General features: G+C 50.6%; 10 protein-coding genes and 2 pseudogenes. 5 read left to right on the forward strand and 7 right to left on the reverse strand.

Annotation, left to right across the window (positions count from 1 at the left end; all coding sequences use genetic code 11):
• Positions 1-10: 10 nt before the first annotated feature.
• Positions 11-1,087, forward strand: a complete 1,077-nt coding sequence (locus MKX50_RS07440) for a metal ABC transporter substrate-binding protein (RefSeq protein WP_339160043.1) — start codon at positions 11-13, stop codon at positions 1,085-1,087.
• Positions 1,088-1,097: 10 nt separating this feature from the next.
• On the opposite strand, the gene speD is transcribed toward MKX50_RS07440, so the two are convergent.
• Positions 1,098-1,907: an adenosylmethionine decarboxylase gene (gene speD, locus MKX50_RS07445; protein WP_155609403.1), complete on the reverse strand. Its 810-nt coding sequence runs from the start codon at positions 1,905-1,907 to the stop codon at positions 1,098-1,100.
• A gap of 185 nt (positions 1,908-2,092) precedes the next feature.
• On the opposite strand from speD, the pseudogene MKX50_RS07450 reads away from it, so the two are divergent.
• Positions 2,093-2,242: pseudogene (locus MKX50_RS07450) on the forward strand (GNAT family protein); the annotation flags it as partial.
• Positions 2,243-2,301: 59 nt separating this feature from the next.
• On the opposite strand, the gene MKX50_RS07455 reads toward MKX50_RS07450, so the two are convergent.
• On the reverse strand, positions 2,302-2,895 hold the full coding sequence (locus tag MKX50_RS07455) for a 50S ribosomal protein L25 (RefSeq protein WP_213589123.1): 594 nt from the start codon (positions 2,893-2,895) through the stop codon (positions 2,302-2,304).
• 404 nt (positions 2,896-3,299) lie between these two features.
• Here MKX50_RS07455 and MKX50_RS07460 point away from each other — a divergent pair, with 404 nt between their 5' ends.
• Together MKX50_RS07460 and MKX50_RS07465 are read left to right on the forward strand one after the other, a co-directional pair.
• The gene (locus tag MKX50_RS07460) at positions 3,300-3,452 is read left to right on the forward strand and encodes a hypothetical protein (protein WP_339159023.1); all 153 of its coding nucleotides are present in this window, start codon (positions 3,300-3,302) and stop codon (positions 3,450-3,452) included.
• A gap of 96 nt (positions 3,453-3,548) precedes the next feature.
• Positions 3,549-4,541: a zinc-dependent alcohol dehydrogenase family protein gene (locus tag MKX50_RS07465; RefSeq protein ID WP_339159025.1), complete on the forward strand. Its 993-nt coding sequence runs from the start codon at positions 3,549-3,551 to the stop codon at positions 4,539-4,541.
• A 65-nt stretch (positions 4,542-4,606) separates the two neighbouring features.
• Here MKX50_RS07465 and MKX50_RS07470 read toward each other — a convergent pair.
• The 3 genes and pseudogenes from MKX50_RS07470 to MKX50_RS07480 form a co-directional block, all read right to left on the reverse strand.
• A pseudogene (locus tag MKX50_RS07470) lies at positions 4,607-6,679 on the reverse strand (glycosyl hydrolase family 18 protein); the annotation flags it as partial.
• 408 nt (positions 6,680-7,087) lie between these two features.
• On the reverse strand, positions 7,088-7,606 hold the full coding sequence (locus MKX50_RS07475) for an ankyrin repeat domain-containing protein (protein ID WP_306422041.1): 519 nt from the start codon (positions 7,604-7,606) through the stop codon (positions 7,088-7,090).
• A 78-nt stretch (positions 7,607-7,684) separates the two neighbouring features.
• A complete protein-coding gene (locus tag MKX50_RS07480) occupies positions 7,685-8,065 on the reverse strand; it encodes a MerR family transcriptional regulator (RefSeq protein ID WP_196427052.1) in 381 nt (126 codons plus the stop codon).
• Between the two features lie 124 nt (positions 8,066-8,189).
• Between MKX50_RS07480 and MKX50_RS07485 the strand changes: the two genes are divergently transcribed.
• On the forward strand, positions 8,190-9,107 hold the full coding sequence (locus MKX50_RS07485) for an aldo/keto reductase family oxidoreductase (RefSeq protein WP_283927556.1): 918 nt from the start codon (positions 8,190-8,192) through the stop codon (positions 9,105-9,107).
• 217 nt (positions 9,108-9,324) lie between these two features.
• On the opposite strand, the gene MKX50_RS07490 is transcribed toward MKX50_RS07485, so the two are convergent.
• Both MKX50_RS07490 and MKX50_RS07495 read right to left on the reverse strand, forming a co-directional pair.
• The gene (locus tag MKX50_RS07490; RefSeq protein ID WP_213589118.1) at positions 9,325-10,104 is read right to left on the reverse strand and encodes a class B sortase; all 780 of its coding nucleotides are present in this window, start codon (positions 10,102-10,104) and stop codon (positions 9,325-9,327) included.
• A 19-nt stretch (positions 10,105-10,123) separates the two neighbouring features.
• On the reverse strand, positions 10,124-16,498 hold the full coding sequence (locus tag MKX50_RS07495; protein WP_339159031.1) for a DUF5979 domain-containing protein: 6,375 nt from the start codon (positions 16,496-16,498) through the stop codon (positions 10,124-10,126).
• Positions 16,499-16,630: the final 132 nt, after the last annotated feature.

The raw sequence follows: 16,630 nt of genomic DNA on the forward strand, positions 1-16,630 counted from the left end.
TGCAGTCATCATGGTTACGGCGGCATGCGGCGCTAAGGGGGGAGCAGGCGCCAGCGGAGCAGAAGCGGAGTCTCCCGATTCTCCCAGCAAAGGTAAACTCGATATTCAGGTCAGCTTTTATCCGATGTACGAATTCACGAAACAGGTGGCGGGAGATGCGGCTGATGTGCAGATGCTTGTTCCAGGCGGTGTGGAGCCGCATGACTGGGAGCCAACCCCCCGGGATATCGCCAAGCTGGAGGAGGCCGATGTGTTCGTCTATAACGGCGCTGGCATGGAGGGCTGGGTGGAGCAGGTTCTATCCGCCGTCAGCAGCAGGAAGCTCGTGAAAATCGAAGCCAGCCAAGGGATCGATATGATCGAGGATGCTGAAGTTCATGATCATCCTGACGGAGATGAGCATGAACCTGCTGAAGAAGAGGCTCACGAGCATGACCACGAGCATGAGCATGACCAGGAGCATCACCACGACCACGAGCAGGCGCATGAAGAGGCGCACGATCACAACCATGAACATGAAGCAGCCGGTCACCATGATCATGATCACGCTCATAATCACGGCGGGCTGGATCCGCATGTGTGGCTCTCTCCGGCCCTTGCGATCAAAGAGGTTCGCAATATTGAAGCAGGTCTGTCCCAGGCTGCGCCGGAACACCAAGAGCTATTCAAGAAAAATGCGGACGCCTACGTGGCGAAGCTGGAGGCATTGGATCAGGAGTTCAGAGAGACGCTTGCAAGCGTGAAGCGCAAGGATTTCATTACACAGCACGCCGCATTTGGTTATCTTGCCCGGGAATACGGGCTCCGGCAGGTGCCGATCGCCGGGCTGTCGCCGGAGCTGGAGCCGTCGGCAGCCCAGATGGCAGAAATCGTTAAGTTTGCTAAGGAAAATGATGTAAAAACGATTTTCTTCGAAACTCTGGTATCCTCCAAAGTAGCCGAAGCCATCTCTAAGGAAATCGGCGCCCAAACGGCCGTTCTTAACCCGATCGAAGGGTTGACGGAGGAAGATTTGAGCAGCAGCCGGGATTACATCGTACTGATGCGGCAAAATTTAGAGGCGTTAAAATTAGCACTTAACGAATAGCTTTAAAGCCTTAGGATGAGATGTTTCTGCCATAGAAAATCTCATCCATTTCCGTTTTCAGCAGCTCAGTGATTTCCGCCTGCTCCTGCGGGCTTAGCTTGTCCTTCGTATAGCCGAACAGATAATTGTTCAGGTCAAATTCCTTCAGCTTGCATTTGGTATGGAAAATATGCTCCTGATAGACGTTTACATCAATCATATGGTACGCATCGACAACTTCATCCGGGATGTAATTCTGAATGGAGCTGATCTCGTGGTCGATGAACAGCTTGTGTCCGTTGATATCCCGGGTGAACCCGCGGACCCGGTAATCGATCGTCATAATGTCCGTATCAAAGGAATGGATTAAATAATTTAGCGCCTTCAGCGGCGAAATTTCACCGCAGGTCGACACGTCGATATCAGCCCGGAACGTGCTGATTCCTTCGTCCGGGTGATATTCGGGATACGTATGGACCGTAATGTGGCTCTTGTCGAGCTGCAGCACTACGTTGTCAGGCAGCGGCCCCGGCGATTCCTCAAAAGATTCCGTAGGCACCTCCACGACAGGGCCCTCCGATACAAGAACGGTTACACTCGCCCCTTGCGGCACATAATCCTGCTTGGCCACATTGAGCACATGGGCTCCGATGATGTCGGACACGGCTATCAGAATCTGGGTCAGTCTGTCGGAATTGTACTGCTCGTCGATATATTCTATATAGGCCTGCCGTTCTTCCTTCGTTTTCGTGTAGCAGATATCATACATATTAAAGCTTAGCGATTTGGTCAGATTGTTGAATTCGTGCAGCTCTACACGCTGCTTCGGTGTCAGTGTCATAGCAGCCTCCGTTAAGAAATGATATGCCTTAATTATCTTTATACCCATTCTTCCATATCCCTAACGGCCGAAAGAAATATGGATTATAATGGAGTAGGCACTTTATTTGCAGAGGAGCGGTCCGATGAATATGCAAGCTGTTTTTGATGCATTTCCGCTGTTGGAATCGAGAGACCTAATCGCCCAACGAATCATCCAAGAAGGTGCTGCTCAAAAACGGCTTTAGGCAGGAAGGCATCCTGCGGCAAGCTCATTTATGGTCCGGCAAGGGCGTGGTTGATTTGGAAATCTACGGCATTTTGCAAGAGGAATATGTATCATCTTCATCCAATTAAAAAAAGCGGCAGGCCCGTTATTATTCCGGACCCGCCGCATTGTGCTTGTGCATTTATAATTATTCTTCCGCCGACTCGTCCTGGGACTCGAGATCCTCAGCTTGGATTCTCGGAGTAACGACAGAAACGAGAAGCTCGTTTTCCGAAGACAGCAGCGTAACTTCAGGCGGAAGCTCTACATTTCCGACTAGAAGTGAATCGCCAACATCCAGCTCGCTAATATCGACGCTGATGGATGACGGCAGCTGGTGAGGCAATGCTTCGACCTCGATGAATGTGCTCTGTGTCTGCACGATGCCGCCTAATTTAGTACCCTTCGGGGTACCGACGTAATCAAGCGTTACTCTCGTACGAACGAGTTCATCCTTCTTTACACGGAGGAAATCCACATGAATATATTCGCGTGTCACAGCATCCCGCTGCAATCCTTCGAGCAGTACAGGGACTTTATCGGAGCCTCCCACTTGAACCTCTAATAACCCTGATCCTCCGCCTCTGACCCAACGTTGAAATTCCTGCGAGGAAATATGAATCATGTCGCTTTCTTTGTTCAATCCCATAACTACGCCCGGAAGACGTCCGCTTTGACGCAGGCGCTTCAGGCCCGACCTGTTCATGGGTGATCTTTGTTCCGCTGCAAAACATGCTCTCATCACTACAACACTCCTTGTTATTCAACCATAATATTTTGTGCTCCCAAAATCCCTATCCGTCCGTGAACATTGATTTCGCCCCCTGCGCGGGGGATATAAAGAGCACCATGACATCACCGCCCTGGTTAACATTAAATGTAATAAAATGTATATATGCGTGAAGGCACCCCGCTTCGTTGGAAGCGAAATGCCTTATACAATAACGATAGCATAAACCAGTTAGCCTGTCGACAACTGACAGCTGTTATTCATCGTTTTGTCTTAATTACCATAACTAGGATTATTTCATAACCTCCCGCATTTATGATGGATAAAAGCCGATATCATTACTTGGACTTTAAAATGCCGGACCGGCTGTACAGCTGGACAAAGAGGGATGCCTGCTCGTCAGCCATGCAGGAGAAATGAGCCGTTTTGTGGAAATAGAACCTGGTACTTACCATAATTTAAGGGAGCAGGAAACACAAGATTATTATGGCGGCTTCCGAACGATGGTGTTCGGGGCTGACCCTTACGGCAATACGATGCTCATGTCCGACCGCCCGCAGCTGATTTAGCGGCGGACAGGGTCATCAACTTGACCAAGGGATGCTAGAGCTTAATAAATGGTTAGAACATAAATATGATAGGCTACGGCAACAGGGGGCTAGGCGATGCGTGTCGATAATCAATATATTGTCTTTAATGAATTTGGAACGCCTGAAGACGTCCTAAGGGTCGAGCAAAGGCCCGTTACACCTCCCGGACAGGGCGAGGTGCTGGTACGAATGATCGCACGGCCGATCAATCCTTCGGATCTTATTCCGATCCGGGGAGCGTATTCGCACCGGATATCGCTTCCCTGCATTCCCGGATACGAAGGCGTTGGCATTGTGGAGGACGTTGGAATGGATGTCGCCCCGGAGCTGATCGGCAAGCGGGTGCTGCCGCTGCGGGGCGAAGGCACCTGGCAGCAATTTGTGAAGGCATCGGCGTCCTGGGCCGTTGTGATTCCCGATGACGTCACGGATGATCAGGCAGCGCAGCTGTATATCAACCCGGTAACTGCTTGGCTTATTTGCCGGAATATACTGAGTTTGAGGCCGGGGGCCGTCCTTGTCGTCAATGCAAGCGGCTCTGCGCTCGGGCGGATATTGGCCCAGTTGTGCGCTTTTCTTGGCATAAGACTCATCGCTGTGACGAGAAACGATCATCATACGAAAGAGCTGCTTGAGCTGGGCGCGGAATCTGTGATCAATACGGGCGAGACTCCGCTAAAGCAGGCTGTCATGGAGCTGACGGGCGGCTTGGGGGCAGACGCTGCGGTGGATATGATCGGCGGCAGTCCTGGTACGGAGCTGGCTTGCTGTGTGCGTACAGATGGAATGTTCGTCACAGTGGGGCTTCTGTCGGGCGTGCCGCTGGATTGGGCTGAAATCAGGCGCAGTACGAATGCTTCAGCGACGATGTTTCATCTGCGGCAATGGAATCAGACGGTTAGCGCTCAAGTGTGGCAGGATACGTTCAGGGAGCTGATATCCTTAATTCAGGCGAAGAAGCTGGCGCTGCAGCCGCCAGGGCCGCGCTTTGAGCTGCAGAAGGCAAGCGCAGCGGTGCGAGCCGCTGAAGCTTCCGGAAGGAATCTGGGGAAATATTTTCTTATGTAACACCACTTAGAAAAACAGCAGCCAAGAGCTCTGCTCCTGTGCTGCTGTTTTGTATTTGATTTTTACAGCAAACCCCATAATGCCGGAACGTTTGCCGGTTCCCAGCCCGGCAGGGAAGTGTGGGATTGGATACAATAGTATGTTTTGCCCTCGTAAGTTACTTGGTCGTTAGCCTTGTAGTTGACGTTTGGCGCCCAAGGAGCGATGGCGTTCCCGCCGTCTGCATCGGTCGTTGCTGTTACGGCAACGCCATCCGATACATTGCCAGCGGCATCCCGGGCTTTGACCGTGAATGTATACGCCGTGTTCGGTGCAAGTCCGCTAATTGTGGCGCTCGTATCTGATACGTTCAGCTCGTTCGAGCCGTAGCTGACCGTATAACCCGTAACACCGACGTTATCGGTCGACGCGCTCCAACTCAGGGTAACGCTGTTCGCCGTCGTTCCGGTGACCTGAAGGTTCGCCGGTTCCGTTGGCGGTGTCGTATCGCCGGAGGCCGGGTCGGTCGTGACGGATAATGGGCTGCTTGGGGCGGAGACATTGCCCGCGGCATCCCGTGCTTTCACTGTGAACGTATACGTCGTGTTTGGTGCAAGTCCGCTGATTGTGGCGTTCGTACCGGATACGTTCAGCTCGTTCGAGCCGTAGCTGACCGTATAAGCCGTAACGCCGACGTTATCGGTGGATGCGCTCCAGGATAGGGTAACGCTGCTCGATGTCTTTCCAGTGGCCTGGAGATTCGCCGGTGCCGTTGGAGGCGTCGTATCCGAACCGTTGCCAGGACCGCCTGCGCCGATAGACAAATCGTTCGCCAGCTTGTTCAAGAGCGTCTTGTTCCGGTCGCCGCTGAACTCCCAGAACATAGCCCCGCCTAAGCCATTGCTCTTAATGAAGGCCGTTTTGTGGCCGAAGGACTCTACGTCGTCATAGGAAATATAAGTCCGGTTTGAAGGGTTATATAGGTACGGCACTTTAGCCGTATCGTTCCAATGCCGCGTATACCCGTTTTTATTGATATACTTTGCTTCCAGGTCGCTAAAATCGAAGATCCCCGACTCCCATGTTCCATTCGATACGCCGGAGCAGCTTTGATACTGTCCGTTGCTGCCGGAGCCGCAATTGGCCCAGCCGCGGCCGTAGAACGGCATGCCCAGCACGATTTTGCTGGCTGGAACGCCCGCATTCAGATGGCCTTGTACGCCGGCGGCGGCATTAAATGTCGCTGCATCGGGCACTCCTGCGGCAGCAGCGGCAGGATCGTAGTACAGAGGAGCGTTATGCGCGCTAATGGTTTGCCAGCCCCCGTTGAAATCGTAGGTCATAATATTGATCCAGTCGACTACCGAGGCGATGCCGGCGAGATCGGTATTCTGTGCAAATGAAGGGCCTGCGCCTGAGGCGATCGTCAACAGATAGGTTTTGCCGTCTTGCGCACCGGCGGCGTTCAGCTTCTCGCGGACTTTTTGCAGCAGCAGTGTGTAGTTCTGCTTATCCTCAGGCCGGACGCTATTGCCGGACAGCCCGCCGCTAACCGGGTATTCCCAATCCAGATCCACGCCGTCAAACTGATATTTACGCAGGAAGTCAACTGCCGAGTTGGCGAAGGTTTCGCGGGTTTGCGCGTTTGCCGCCACATCGGAGAAGCGGTTCGACCAGCTCCAGCCGCCGACGGATATAATCGTTTTCAGTCCGGGATTCTCCTGCTTCAGCTTGATCAGCTGGCCGATATTCCCTTTAATCGGTTTGTCCCAAGTATCGCCCGGGAAGGATTTCTGGGCATCGATCCAGGGATCGCCGAGTACGATCGTTCCGTTCGGAGCGTTGATCGTGCCGACCTCGTCCTGACAGGACCATGTGACCGGGTTAGGTCCGGTAGGATCCGGGTTTCCGTGAATGCCGTTCCAGCAAATATCCGCGAACGCATAGTTGATATGCGTCACTTTGCTGGCATCGATGTCGGAGACGTTATAGTTTCTTCCATACGCTCCCCAGGATGGATAATATCCGATGATTTTATAATCCGAAGCAGCCTCCGCTTTTTGCCCCCCGTAAGCTAATGAGGAAAACACAGATAGAGTCGTGACGACAGCCAGCAGCAGGATGCTGCTCTTTGAAAACCATTGTTTGTGTAGTGCCATTACTTAAATCCACCTCTCGTCCCATAGTTTTGTAGTGCATGAAGATTGCAGGCAAATCTAAGAATCTATCACCCCCTTCATGAAATAATCAGCGGGAAACAGGAAACAGAGAGTCGAGCGGCCGTAATGAAGCGTTTTCAATACAAGGGATCGGAATACCGTATCTATCACCCTGAGTTACCTATTATTGTAATTGGTAGATAGATTTGTATGAAGGGGGAGGTTTATGTGATCCGGGGAGAAAAATCTACCATTTGTGAATAAAATAAAAGCTGCAAACCGGAGCATGCTGCTAGGGGAGAAAAGCCGAAATACCAGGGGAATTTATACGGAGCGGTGGATCGCAAACAGCAATAAAGCGAGGAAAGGTCAAGAGAAAGCGAGGTAAAAAAAAAGCCCTGCTATGAATCATAACAGGGCTCCATGTTCGCGAAGAAGCTCTGCCACAAGGTGGTTCCCTTGTTTGATGGCAAGAGACAACGGGCTTTCGCCGTCTTTCGTCCGAGCATTGACGTCGGCGCCATGCTCGATCAATAACTCAATGATCTCTCGATTATCCTCGTGAAAGGCCGCAGTATGCAGACAGGTATGGCCATTGCTGTCCAGCAGATCAGTTTTGGCATGACGGGCAAGCAGAAGGCGGATGACCTCCAGATTTCTTGCCCCTGCGATGGCAGCATGCAGAGCCGTGTTCGAGGGGATGTAAGAGATTGTGGAGCGGGACACCGCGTTCACATCAGCGTTGTGATCGAGCAGCGCCCGCACTGCTTCCCTCTGTCCGAAATGCGCTGCATATCCTAGCGGGGTGAGACCGTCGCTGTTAGCCGTATTCGCCAAATGAGGATGATTTTCCATGAGCTCCTCCAGCCTGGCTGCGTTGCCTGCCTGTACTGCATCAAAAAATTCATGGATCATGGATGAATCCAAGTCAATCGCCTCCTTTGCATAAAGATGGAAGACTAGTGTCCTTTTATTATTTCAGAGAGCTGGCTTTATTGCAACAGGTCACCGGCGAGCGTATTCTTCGTACTGCGCGCTGAAATGGTTGATTTTCATCGTTACTTTTTTCAGATGCTTCTGCATCGTTTGGATTTCATTCTCGACGTTCTTCTTGTGCTCGATCAATATTTCGCAGCGCTGCTTCAGGGTGCCACCGCCTTGCACGCTTAAATCGACGAACTCTTTGATCTGCTTAATGGGCATGCCCGTTTCCTTCAGACAGCAGATTAACCCGAGCCATTCCAAGTCGTCGTCGGTAAAGCGGCGTATGCCGCCTTCACTCCGTTTCACGAACGGCAGCAGCCCCTCTTTTTCATAATAACGCAGTGTGTGACTAGGTAAATTGGTTTTTTCCGATACTTGTTTAATGGAGTAGATCATCGCCATCTTATTTCTCTCCCGAATATAATTTGGTGTGCAGCTCTTGACTTGAAGTTAACTTTAAGCTTTAAGATTCTATTGTACAATACAAGCCGTTGATTCAAAAGTTTAGACAAGGAGGATATGAATCATGAGAACGATGAAACTGGGAACCAGCAACCTGGAGGTACCGGTGATTGCTGTTGGCTGCATGCGCATCAATTCGCTGGAACAAGCCGAGGCGGAGAAATTTGTGCAGACGGCGCTTGAAGCTGGGGCGAATTTTTTTGACCATGCGGATATTTACGGCAGCGGCAAATGCGAGGAGATTTTTGCAGACGCGATCCATATGAATGACGATGTGCGCGAGAAAATCATTCTGCAGTCCAAATGCGGCATTCGCCAGGGCATGTTTGATTTCTCCAAAGAGCATATATTAAATTCGGTAGACGGTATTCTGAAAAGATTGAAAACCGATTATCTCGACGTGCTGCTGCTGCATCGTCCTGACGCTTTGGTGGAACCGGAGGAAGTAGCAGAGGCGTTCGACAAGCTGGAGAGCTCAGGCAAGGTGCGCCATTTCGGGGTCTCCAATCAAAATCCCATGCAGATCGAGCTGTTGAAGAAGCATGTGAAGCAGCCGCTGGTTGCGAATCAGCTGCAGCTGAGCATCACGAATGCTACGATGATTTCCAGCGGAATCAACGTGAACATGGAGAACGCAGCTGCGGTTAACCGTGACGGCAGCATTCTCGACTATTGCCGATTGCATGATATTACGATCCAGCCTTGGTCGCCGTTCCAATACGGATTTTTTGAAGGGGTTTTCCTCGGCAACGAGAAATTCCCTGAGCTGAACCGCAAAATCGATGAAATCGCCGCGAAATACGAGGTTTCCAACACGACGATCGCGATTGCATGGCTTCTCCGTCATCCGGCCAAAATGCAGCCGGTAACCGGTACAATGAATCTGGAGAGAATTCTGGACTGCTGTAAAGCCGCTGACATCACGCTGACGCGTGAAGAGTGGTATGAAATTTACCGCGCGGCGGGGAATGTGCTTCCTTAATTCCTTCATAATCTTTTCTTCTATGCCCTTATCCTAAGGGCATTTTTTTCTTCTTCGTGTTAGTGAACCATGGACAAATCGTCCGCAAAATCACATTTCCAGCTTGGCTGCGATAAATGTTCACAGTGAAAGTCAAACCTAATCAAAAAAATCACGTCCTCCAGTGGAGAACGTGATATGAAAAATTTGCTTTGCTTGAACCCGTGGTTCAACAGTGTCATATACGCTTTCGGGCGACCACCGCTAACCGGCCGTTTTCGGTTGAGTACTCACAAGTAGACAGAACAAGCAGCTTGTCGCCATACCGGGCTGTTACGCCTGTGTCGTAGAGAGCAAGTTTTTTGATGTTCTGAACATAAGATTCGAACTCGGCCGGGGTTCCTGCCTTCTCAATCTGGTAGTATTTAAAAACCTCGTCCGATTTGCGATAGACCTGTGAAAGAAAAACCGCAACGATCTCATACTCTTCCTTCTCGTAAAGCGTACTAAACTCGAAGGTAGCATGCTCCTTATAATAGCTTTCTTTCTTGTACTTCATCAGGTCTGCAAACATCAGGCCGCTTTTCATATGATGTCCGTGAATCAGCAAAATGCCTGCATCGTTTATCCGGCTGGATGCGTCCAAAAAGAGGAGGCCGTTTTTGCTCTTCTTTTTATCGAAATCATGATCGAGATAGTATTGCGGATCCTGCGGGTTCCGCATAACCGGGTAATCAATACGGGTGCCGTCCATTTTCAGCCAACCGATGATGTCCGGGTTCCTCTCGTAAAGCTCTTGAAATTCGGGGAGCATGACTTGCCCGTGCGCTTTCGTGCTGAAAGGGGAGGGGGAGGCAGAGCCCCCGCCTGTGTCTGATCCGTTTTTCCAGACCGCTGCCAGCTCTTTCATTCGCTGCTGTTCAGCATAATCCCGTAAAAGAATTCGCGCAACAGAGAAGAGAGAGAAAATTAACAGAAGAGTGGAACAGGCGATAAGAACTTTTTTGAATTTGCTCATTTTCTTACCGCCTTTCCGGTTACTGAATGTGCTTCTTCTTCTTGCTGCTGGACAGACAGAACGCGATTACCATTAAGGACATCAACGCCAAAGCCATATAGAAGAATGGCGATGTGCTATTATCCTCTGTTTTCGGAACATCGTCCAGCTCGTCGTTGGCGTTACCAACTTTGCTATTGCCGTTATTGGCCTCGCTGTTGCCGTTATTGGCCTCGCTATTGCCGTTATTGGCCTCGCTATTGCCGTTAGCGGCCTCGGTGTTGCCGTTATCGGCTTCGCTGTAGCCGTTGTCAGCTTCGCTGTAGCCGTTGTCAGCTTCGCTGTAGCCGTTGTCAGCTTCGCTGTTGCTGTTGTCAGCTTCGCTGTAGCCGTTGCCGGTTCCGCTGTTACCGTTGCCGATTCCGCTGTTACCGTTGCCGGAGCCGTCACCGGAGCCGCCACCGGAACGGATCGGCTTCATTGGCACGTCGTATCTTACAATGTCAAAATCGACAGAAATCGTATCGCTCCTGTGCGTTTCGTATCCGTCCTTCGTTACGATCAGATAGTAATCCGCTTCAGGAAACACCATGTACGCGTAGAAGCCGTTTGCATCGCTATCCTGTTCCGGGCTCTCGTTATCGTGCGGCGGGAAATTCGGAACTGGAGGAAGCGTTACTTTCGTATCCGGAATGCGGCCGTTATCTCTATTCCGCTGTGTATCCGCATAATACAGTGTTACTTTGGCTCCGTCAATTTTTTTGCCAGTAATGGCATCTCCTGTCGATTCATCATAAACCGTACCGTAAGGGTCGACCAATTCCTCGGAAATATTCAGCTCTCCGTTAGCTTTCACGTTCAGTTGCGTCACCTTGAAGAGCAGTTCCTCGCCGGTTTCAGCTTTATAGCGAACTTCCATGGTGTACTTCTGCTCGCTTAGCCCTTCCACAGAGAAGGTGCCGTTCGAAGCTATCGGAAACGCCTTGAGGTGGCCGTTCTCCTTAATATAATTGCCGTCTTTGTCCTTCAAATAGATATACATATTGCTGGTAAACGAATCGTTGAATAGCTCTGTTGTTCCATCCAGCTGCTTGAAAATAACGATCCCTACCGCCGTAATGTCCGCCGGAACGGTCTGGTCCGTCACGCTGCTGTCCACATTGGCCTTTTGCGTGAACTCGACAGGGACATCCGTCCCGCCTACCTGATACAGCTTCGTATACGTGATCGTATAGTCGGTATCCGCCTGGGCAGGGATCGAATATTCACCCTTATCATTTGTCCAAATCGTCTGCTGTTCGTTGGTCTTCTTGTTCGTCACGATGATTTTCGCATTCGGAATTTCTTGGCCTGTGTTGTTGTCACGCAGCACGCCTTCCAAATACGGACGGGTATTGACAAAGTGTGCTTCGGCCAGTTGTTTCTCCGGAATTGCGCCTGTGCGAACGAGACCTTCAGGATCCGTCACATAGCCGCCCTTCGTATAATCATCCTGGGTCACCGTATATTCGAGATACGTCGGAAGTCCTTGCACAACGAACGTCTGGCCATCTGTAAGCTCGAAGGTGTCTCCGCTCATGATCATGCCCTTGCTGCCGTCCGACTTCTCATAGGAGTAGGATTCGTTCGCTCCCTCGCCTGTGAAGGTAACCGTATACTTGAACAGCTTTCTCTTGTCGTCGTCTTTGCCTTTAACCATGTTGCTGATGATCAGGCCGCCCTCCAAGACTCGCACGTACGTAAATGGGGCCTCTTCATCTTTGCCCTCCATGACTCCGGTATGCTTGTCAGGGATGGTAGTCACGTATTCGTCGGCTGTGTAGTCCCTTTGAGTCACTGTGTATTTCAGATCCTTAGGCAGACCTAAAATCTCCAGTGCCTCTCCATGCTTGAGTGTGAAGGTACCGCCGGACTTGATCGTACCTTTGTCGCCGTCCGACTTCTCGTAAGAGTAGCTTCCATCCTTGCCTGTGCCGTCAAAGGTCACCGTGTACTCGAACTCCTTCGTCTGATCGCCGCCGTTGCCCATAACCGTGTTGCTGATCGTCAGCTTGTTGACGGTCCGTTCATTGGTGAAGTCCGCTTCGCGATCAGCGCGCGCCATGACTCCCTCATCAGACAATTCCACAGGGATGGTCGCGTAGCCGTCGTTCTTGTAACCTTCCTGGAGAATCGTATACTTCAAATTCTCTGGAAGATCCTTGATTTTAAAGGTCTCATCATGCTTGAGCTCGAAGGTATCGCCGGATTTGATCTTGCCCGTCGTGCCGTCTGAATGCTCGTAATCGTATTCTTGACCCTTTCCTGTACCGTCAAAGGTCACCGTGTACTTAAACGGCTTGTCCGGTTCTGCGCCGTCCCCCGAGACAGTATTGCTGACGGTCAGATCGTTAACGTATCTCTCGTTGATGAAATCCGCCCTGTGGTCGCCTTTATTCTCGATTGTGCCGAACAGCTCTCTCGTCTCTGGTATGGTCGTATATCCGTCAAGGGTTGTATAATCGGCCTCGGTTACGGAATAGACCAGATCCTTAGGCAATGCCGGGAGCGTCACAGATTCCCCGTGCTTGAGGGTAATCTTGCCTCCGCTCTTGATCCTGCCAAACGTATTATCCGGCTTCTTATAGGTATACTCTCCGTCCTGGCCTTCGCCGGTGAAGGTCACGGTGTATTCAAAATCCTTGGAAGAATCGCTGCCGTTTCCTTTCACCTCATTGCTGATGGTCAGCTTTCCTTGCGCCGGTGTAGGCACAACCAGCGGATTATTCGTATCTACCTTTATGCCGTCTACCCAGATAGGCTTTCCTGGCGTATTTCCTACATATACCTGGTACACATGTGTGATCGGCAGCCAAGTATTTGTGTCTATATAAGTTTCCTTCAGCTCATAATACCCTGGATCTGGGAATAGCAGATTAAGTTTCCCTCCGCTATCGGTTGTTCCTTTTGTGGCTTCCGTTCCATTGCTCTTCTTATACAGTGTAAACTGTACACCCTGCAGCGGATTACCATCAGGATCTATCTTTTTCAGGGGCAGCTGGGCATTGGAGCTTGAACTGCCGGCTACGTCTGAGCTGTCCAGCGTACTTTCGCTTCTGGCACTGACAGATTTTAGCTTATCATCGCCAATCAGCTTTACCTCGTTGCCCATTTTGTCTCCGGCTTTTGTTTTAGATGGGTCAACCTCTGATTGATACACAAACTGGTAAAACTTATTAGGGTCGTCCATTTTGAATTTTAAAACTGTGGTGCCTCCCGCGCCTGGTGCAGCTTCGACCTGAACTTCAGCATTCGGGTCGCTTAGATCCAGTGCTGCGCCGTCTCGTTCCAGAGCACCGCTAGCAGTCATTTTAGCCGGATAAACTGCCATGCTAGGCGCTGTCAGCACAAGATTCCCGCCTACATCATAGCGCAGATTCATACCTGCACCCAGGGTATCCTGCAAATAAACGCCCTGCTTCATGTTGAATGGCGGGGTATAGTTCACTGTCCATTCCAGTACCCCTGGAACTGGCTTCGTTACCGACTTGTCCAGGGTCTGAATAGGGACGATAACTTTGCGCTGTTCGGTGACGACCTTTTCCGCACCGCCCCAGGTCATATGCAGGTCGGCTTTGTTATACAGCACCTGCCTGTCTGTGCCGATTGTAGTGTATTCCTCCAAATATTTCTCCAGCGCTGCATTGGAAGGTCTTGCCTTTACCAGAATGACATAAGGGCCTTCCAGTTCAGAGAAGGTGAAGGTTCCTACGTTGCCGCTATGGGAGAAGCTCACCACATGAGCAGGGTCGTTCGGCTCGATGATTGACCCGGCGTTGTTTCGGACCCCATAGCCGGTGCCGCTGCCATTATCCGAATAGCCCTTGTAAAGCTCATAGTCCTTTCCATTTGCAAAAGGAACAAATTCCCAGCCTTCCGGCAAGGTATCCACCAGCTTCACATTGGTGATAACCCGATTTCCGCCGTCTCTCGCCATTTCGACCGTGTTGTAGCCCGGCATATTGACGCCTAGACGGAAGGTGACGGCCTTGGTTGTACGGTCATACCCAGCCAAGGTGTATTCGTCGCCGCTTGATGTGCTGTCGTAACCGATATAGCGGCCAACGTCGTTCGGGGTATACCATGTGTCAGCCGTTCCGTCCTTCTTAATAGGATAGGATGCCGTAAGCATATCCTTATTCAGCATACGCAGGTGAAGGTTGATCTGATTTTCTGCCTGTTTTACGTTTTCACCGTCAAAGAGCAAAGCCCGGTTCCAGCGTGTTTTCCCTGCGTTAATATCCTGCCTGAAGAGGACATCCAGGTTGGTTTCGAGTGCACGGAAACTGAAGGATGTTGCTTTGTCGGTGCTGTATCCGGTCACCTTGATCAAATCGGCCACCACTTCACCGTTCACAGTTAAAGGAATAGCCTTCATGTCCAAGCCGGCTGCATTGGTCACACCTTTCAAAGTTCCATTCTGATACTTCTTCCAAAGCTGCGCAGAATTAACTTTTGCTTTGATTTTCGCAATCGTCTCCGCGCTCACCTCGCCGGTTTCATCCACAGCGTTGTCCAAGACGTTCAAATCCCCGCCATGCACCAGCACATCGTATACCACGGCATTTGGCAGGGCGTACTGTGGCGTTAGATTGACGGTCCATGTAATGCTGCCTAGGTTATAATCCGCCATCGAAATAGAGCCTGCTTTTGTGAACGTGTGCGCCCCAACGATAATTCTCGCCTCGTCGGTTACCGCATTTGGCCTATTACCGGTTTTAACATCATTGTTCTGTAAGGCGTTTCCGTTCGCGTCCTTGGTCTCCAAATCCCAGTTGGCGCGTGGTACATTGGTGAAGTCGTCTCCGCTTATAATTTTAGACTTAATCACCAGTTGGACACGCCCATTAATATCCCCGAAGGAGTAAACGCCGTTTGCATCCGGAGTAATCGACTTTGAACCAGATGTAATACCGTCTTCCCATGTCTGATATGTTGCTGACATGAACTCGAGGCCTGTGGGCAGCACATCAGTGATGGTAAAGTTTTTTAGTCCCTTCTTGTTGTACTTACTATTGACATCGGTGGTCCATGTGATGATCTGATTTTCGTGGTCCAGCGAGCCTGCGGTCTGAATCCAGTCTGGGGCAAAGGAAATCTCTTGACCTGCACTCACTAAAACAGTATCATCACTCTGTTTTAATCTCACTATGCCGTTCATGTCCCGATGGCTACGACCAAGATTCCCCGGTGGATTCTTGTACTCGTAATAGTAAGCTTCCTTTGGAATCCACGTCTTAAACTCAACCTTCGGATCTAAACCGGTACCCGTCGGGAAGATGTAGCTCAGCTTACCGTCGATGTCGATATCCGGATTTACCGCTATATCGTTCACCTTGAAGGAACCAGGCATATAGATACCGCGGACATTACCATTGCTAGTATTATAAGATGCAGGGTCTGTAAAAAATTTCATCCCGTCGAGAGGCAGCTTGATTGCAGTATCAAACTTATCGAAAGCAGATACGGTTGATTGCCAAGTAATCGCACCCTCAACAAATTGCTCGTGTTGGATTCCGCGATAGCCATACTGATCCCACCTGATCATTCCCGGCGAAGCCAATGTGATGCTGTATGCGGGCGTGACATCTGGGTTTTTCAGCTGGTAAGCTCCCCCGAAAATAGAGATAGGCTTTGACTCGCCATACACTAAGCCTGTTACATCCGAATTAGCGGTGGTTTCAAAGCCAAAAGTAACCGCTCGTCCAACACCATTGAAAAACGATTCGTCGCCATTAAATACGATCTTGATGCTATCCGGAGTAAAATAAGCGATGCCAAGCTGTTTCTGACCAAATTCAGTTGATGCCATCAAGGTTTTAGTAGCTGTCGGCAATACCACTTCCTCGAAGTAGTCATCCCTTTTTAGTTCGATCCAGTCGCCCTTCTGAATATATAGGTCTGGATTCGCATTAGTCGGATCAGCGTCATCACCATTCACTGGCACCTTGAGGCCTTCCGACTTGAGCGTGAATTGCTGTCTGCCCTGGATGGTGCCGTTGGGATCAACTGTTTGGTTATTCTGCACCACCTCCAGCGGAAAAGGGTCGTTCACTCCCATGAACATCGCCGTTTTGTCCGCTGGACCAGCCATTAAGGCCATCGGGAAGGCGGGCTGCAGCCCAACAGGCTCATCGTACACCGCATCAGTTACCGACGGCGAGCCGTCCACGCTGACTGTTGCCGGCCCAGAATTGCTTAGCACGCTCTCCGCATATGCAGGAGCGGAGAATGTTTGCAAAATGAGCATAACCGCTAGGCAGAAGGACAGCACAGATTTGCTTACACTCCGTCTTCGTTTCATTTCTAGAATCTCCTCCATTTCCGAAGTTTTGTCGACAGCAATATCGTCTGCAGTGCACAAACGAATAGTCATTTGCTATTCGCTTGACCCCAGTTGCCCTTCACATCTTCGAAATCTTGCGGAGTTCTAGATGACCGAGCAAGCTCGGGGTGTGCAGGCGGTTGATCAATGCTTAGTAACTCCCCCTCTCCGTCGACCATCTTC

The organism is Paenibacillus sp. FSL W8-0186, from assembly GCF_037969765.1.
In the GTDB taxonomy this organism is placed as follows: Bacteria; Bacillota; Bacilli; order Paenibacillales; family Paenibacillaceae; genus Fontibacillus; species Fontibacillus woosongensis.

Coding starts and splice junctions, on each gene's coding strand:
- MKX50_RS07440 (WP_339160043.1), top strand. CDS start 11: ATGGTTACGGCGGCATGCGGCGCTAAGGGGGGAGCAGGCGCCAGCGGA.
- speD (WP_155609403.1), bottom strand. CDS start 1,907: ATGACACTGACACCGAAGCAGCGTGTAGAGCTGCACGAATTCAACAAT.
- MKX50_RS07455 (WP_213589123.1), bottom strand. CDS start 2,895: ATGAGAGCATGTTTTGCAGCGGAACAAAGATCACCCATGAACAGGTCG.
- MKX50_RS07460 (WP_339159023.1), top strand. CDS start 3,300: ATGAGCCGTTTTGTGGAAATAGAACCTGGTACTTACCATAATTTAAGG.
- MKX50_RS07465 (WP_339159025.1), top strand. CDS start 3,549: ATGCGTGTCGATAATCAATATATTGTCTTTAATGAATTTGGAACGCCT.
- MKX50_RS07480 (WP_196427052.1), bottom strand. CDS start 8,065: ATGGCGATGATCTACTCCATTAAACAAGTATCGGAAAAAACCAATTTA.
- MKX50_RS07485 (WP_283927556.1), top strand. CDS start 8,190: ATGAGAACGATGAAACTGGGAACCAGCAACCTGGAGGTACCGGTGATT.
- MKX50_RS07490 (WP_213589118.1), bottom strand. CDS start 10,104: ATGAGCAAATTCAAAAAAGTTCTTATCGCCTGTTCCACTCTTCTGTTA.
- MKX50_RS07495 (WP_339159031.1), bottom strand. CDS start 16,498: ATGACTATTCGTTTGTGCACTGCAGACGATATTGCTGTCGACAAAACT.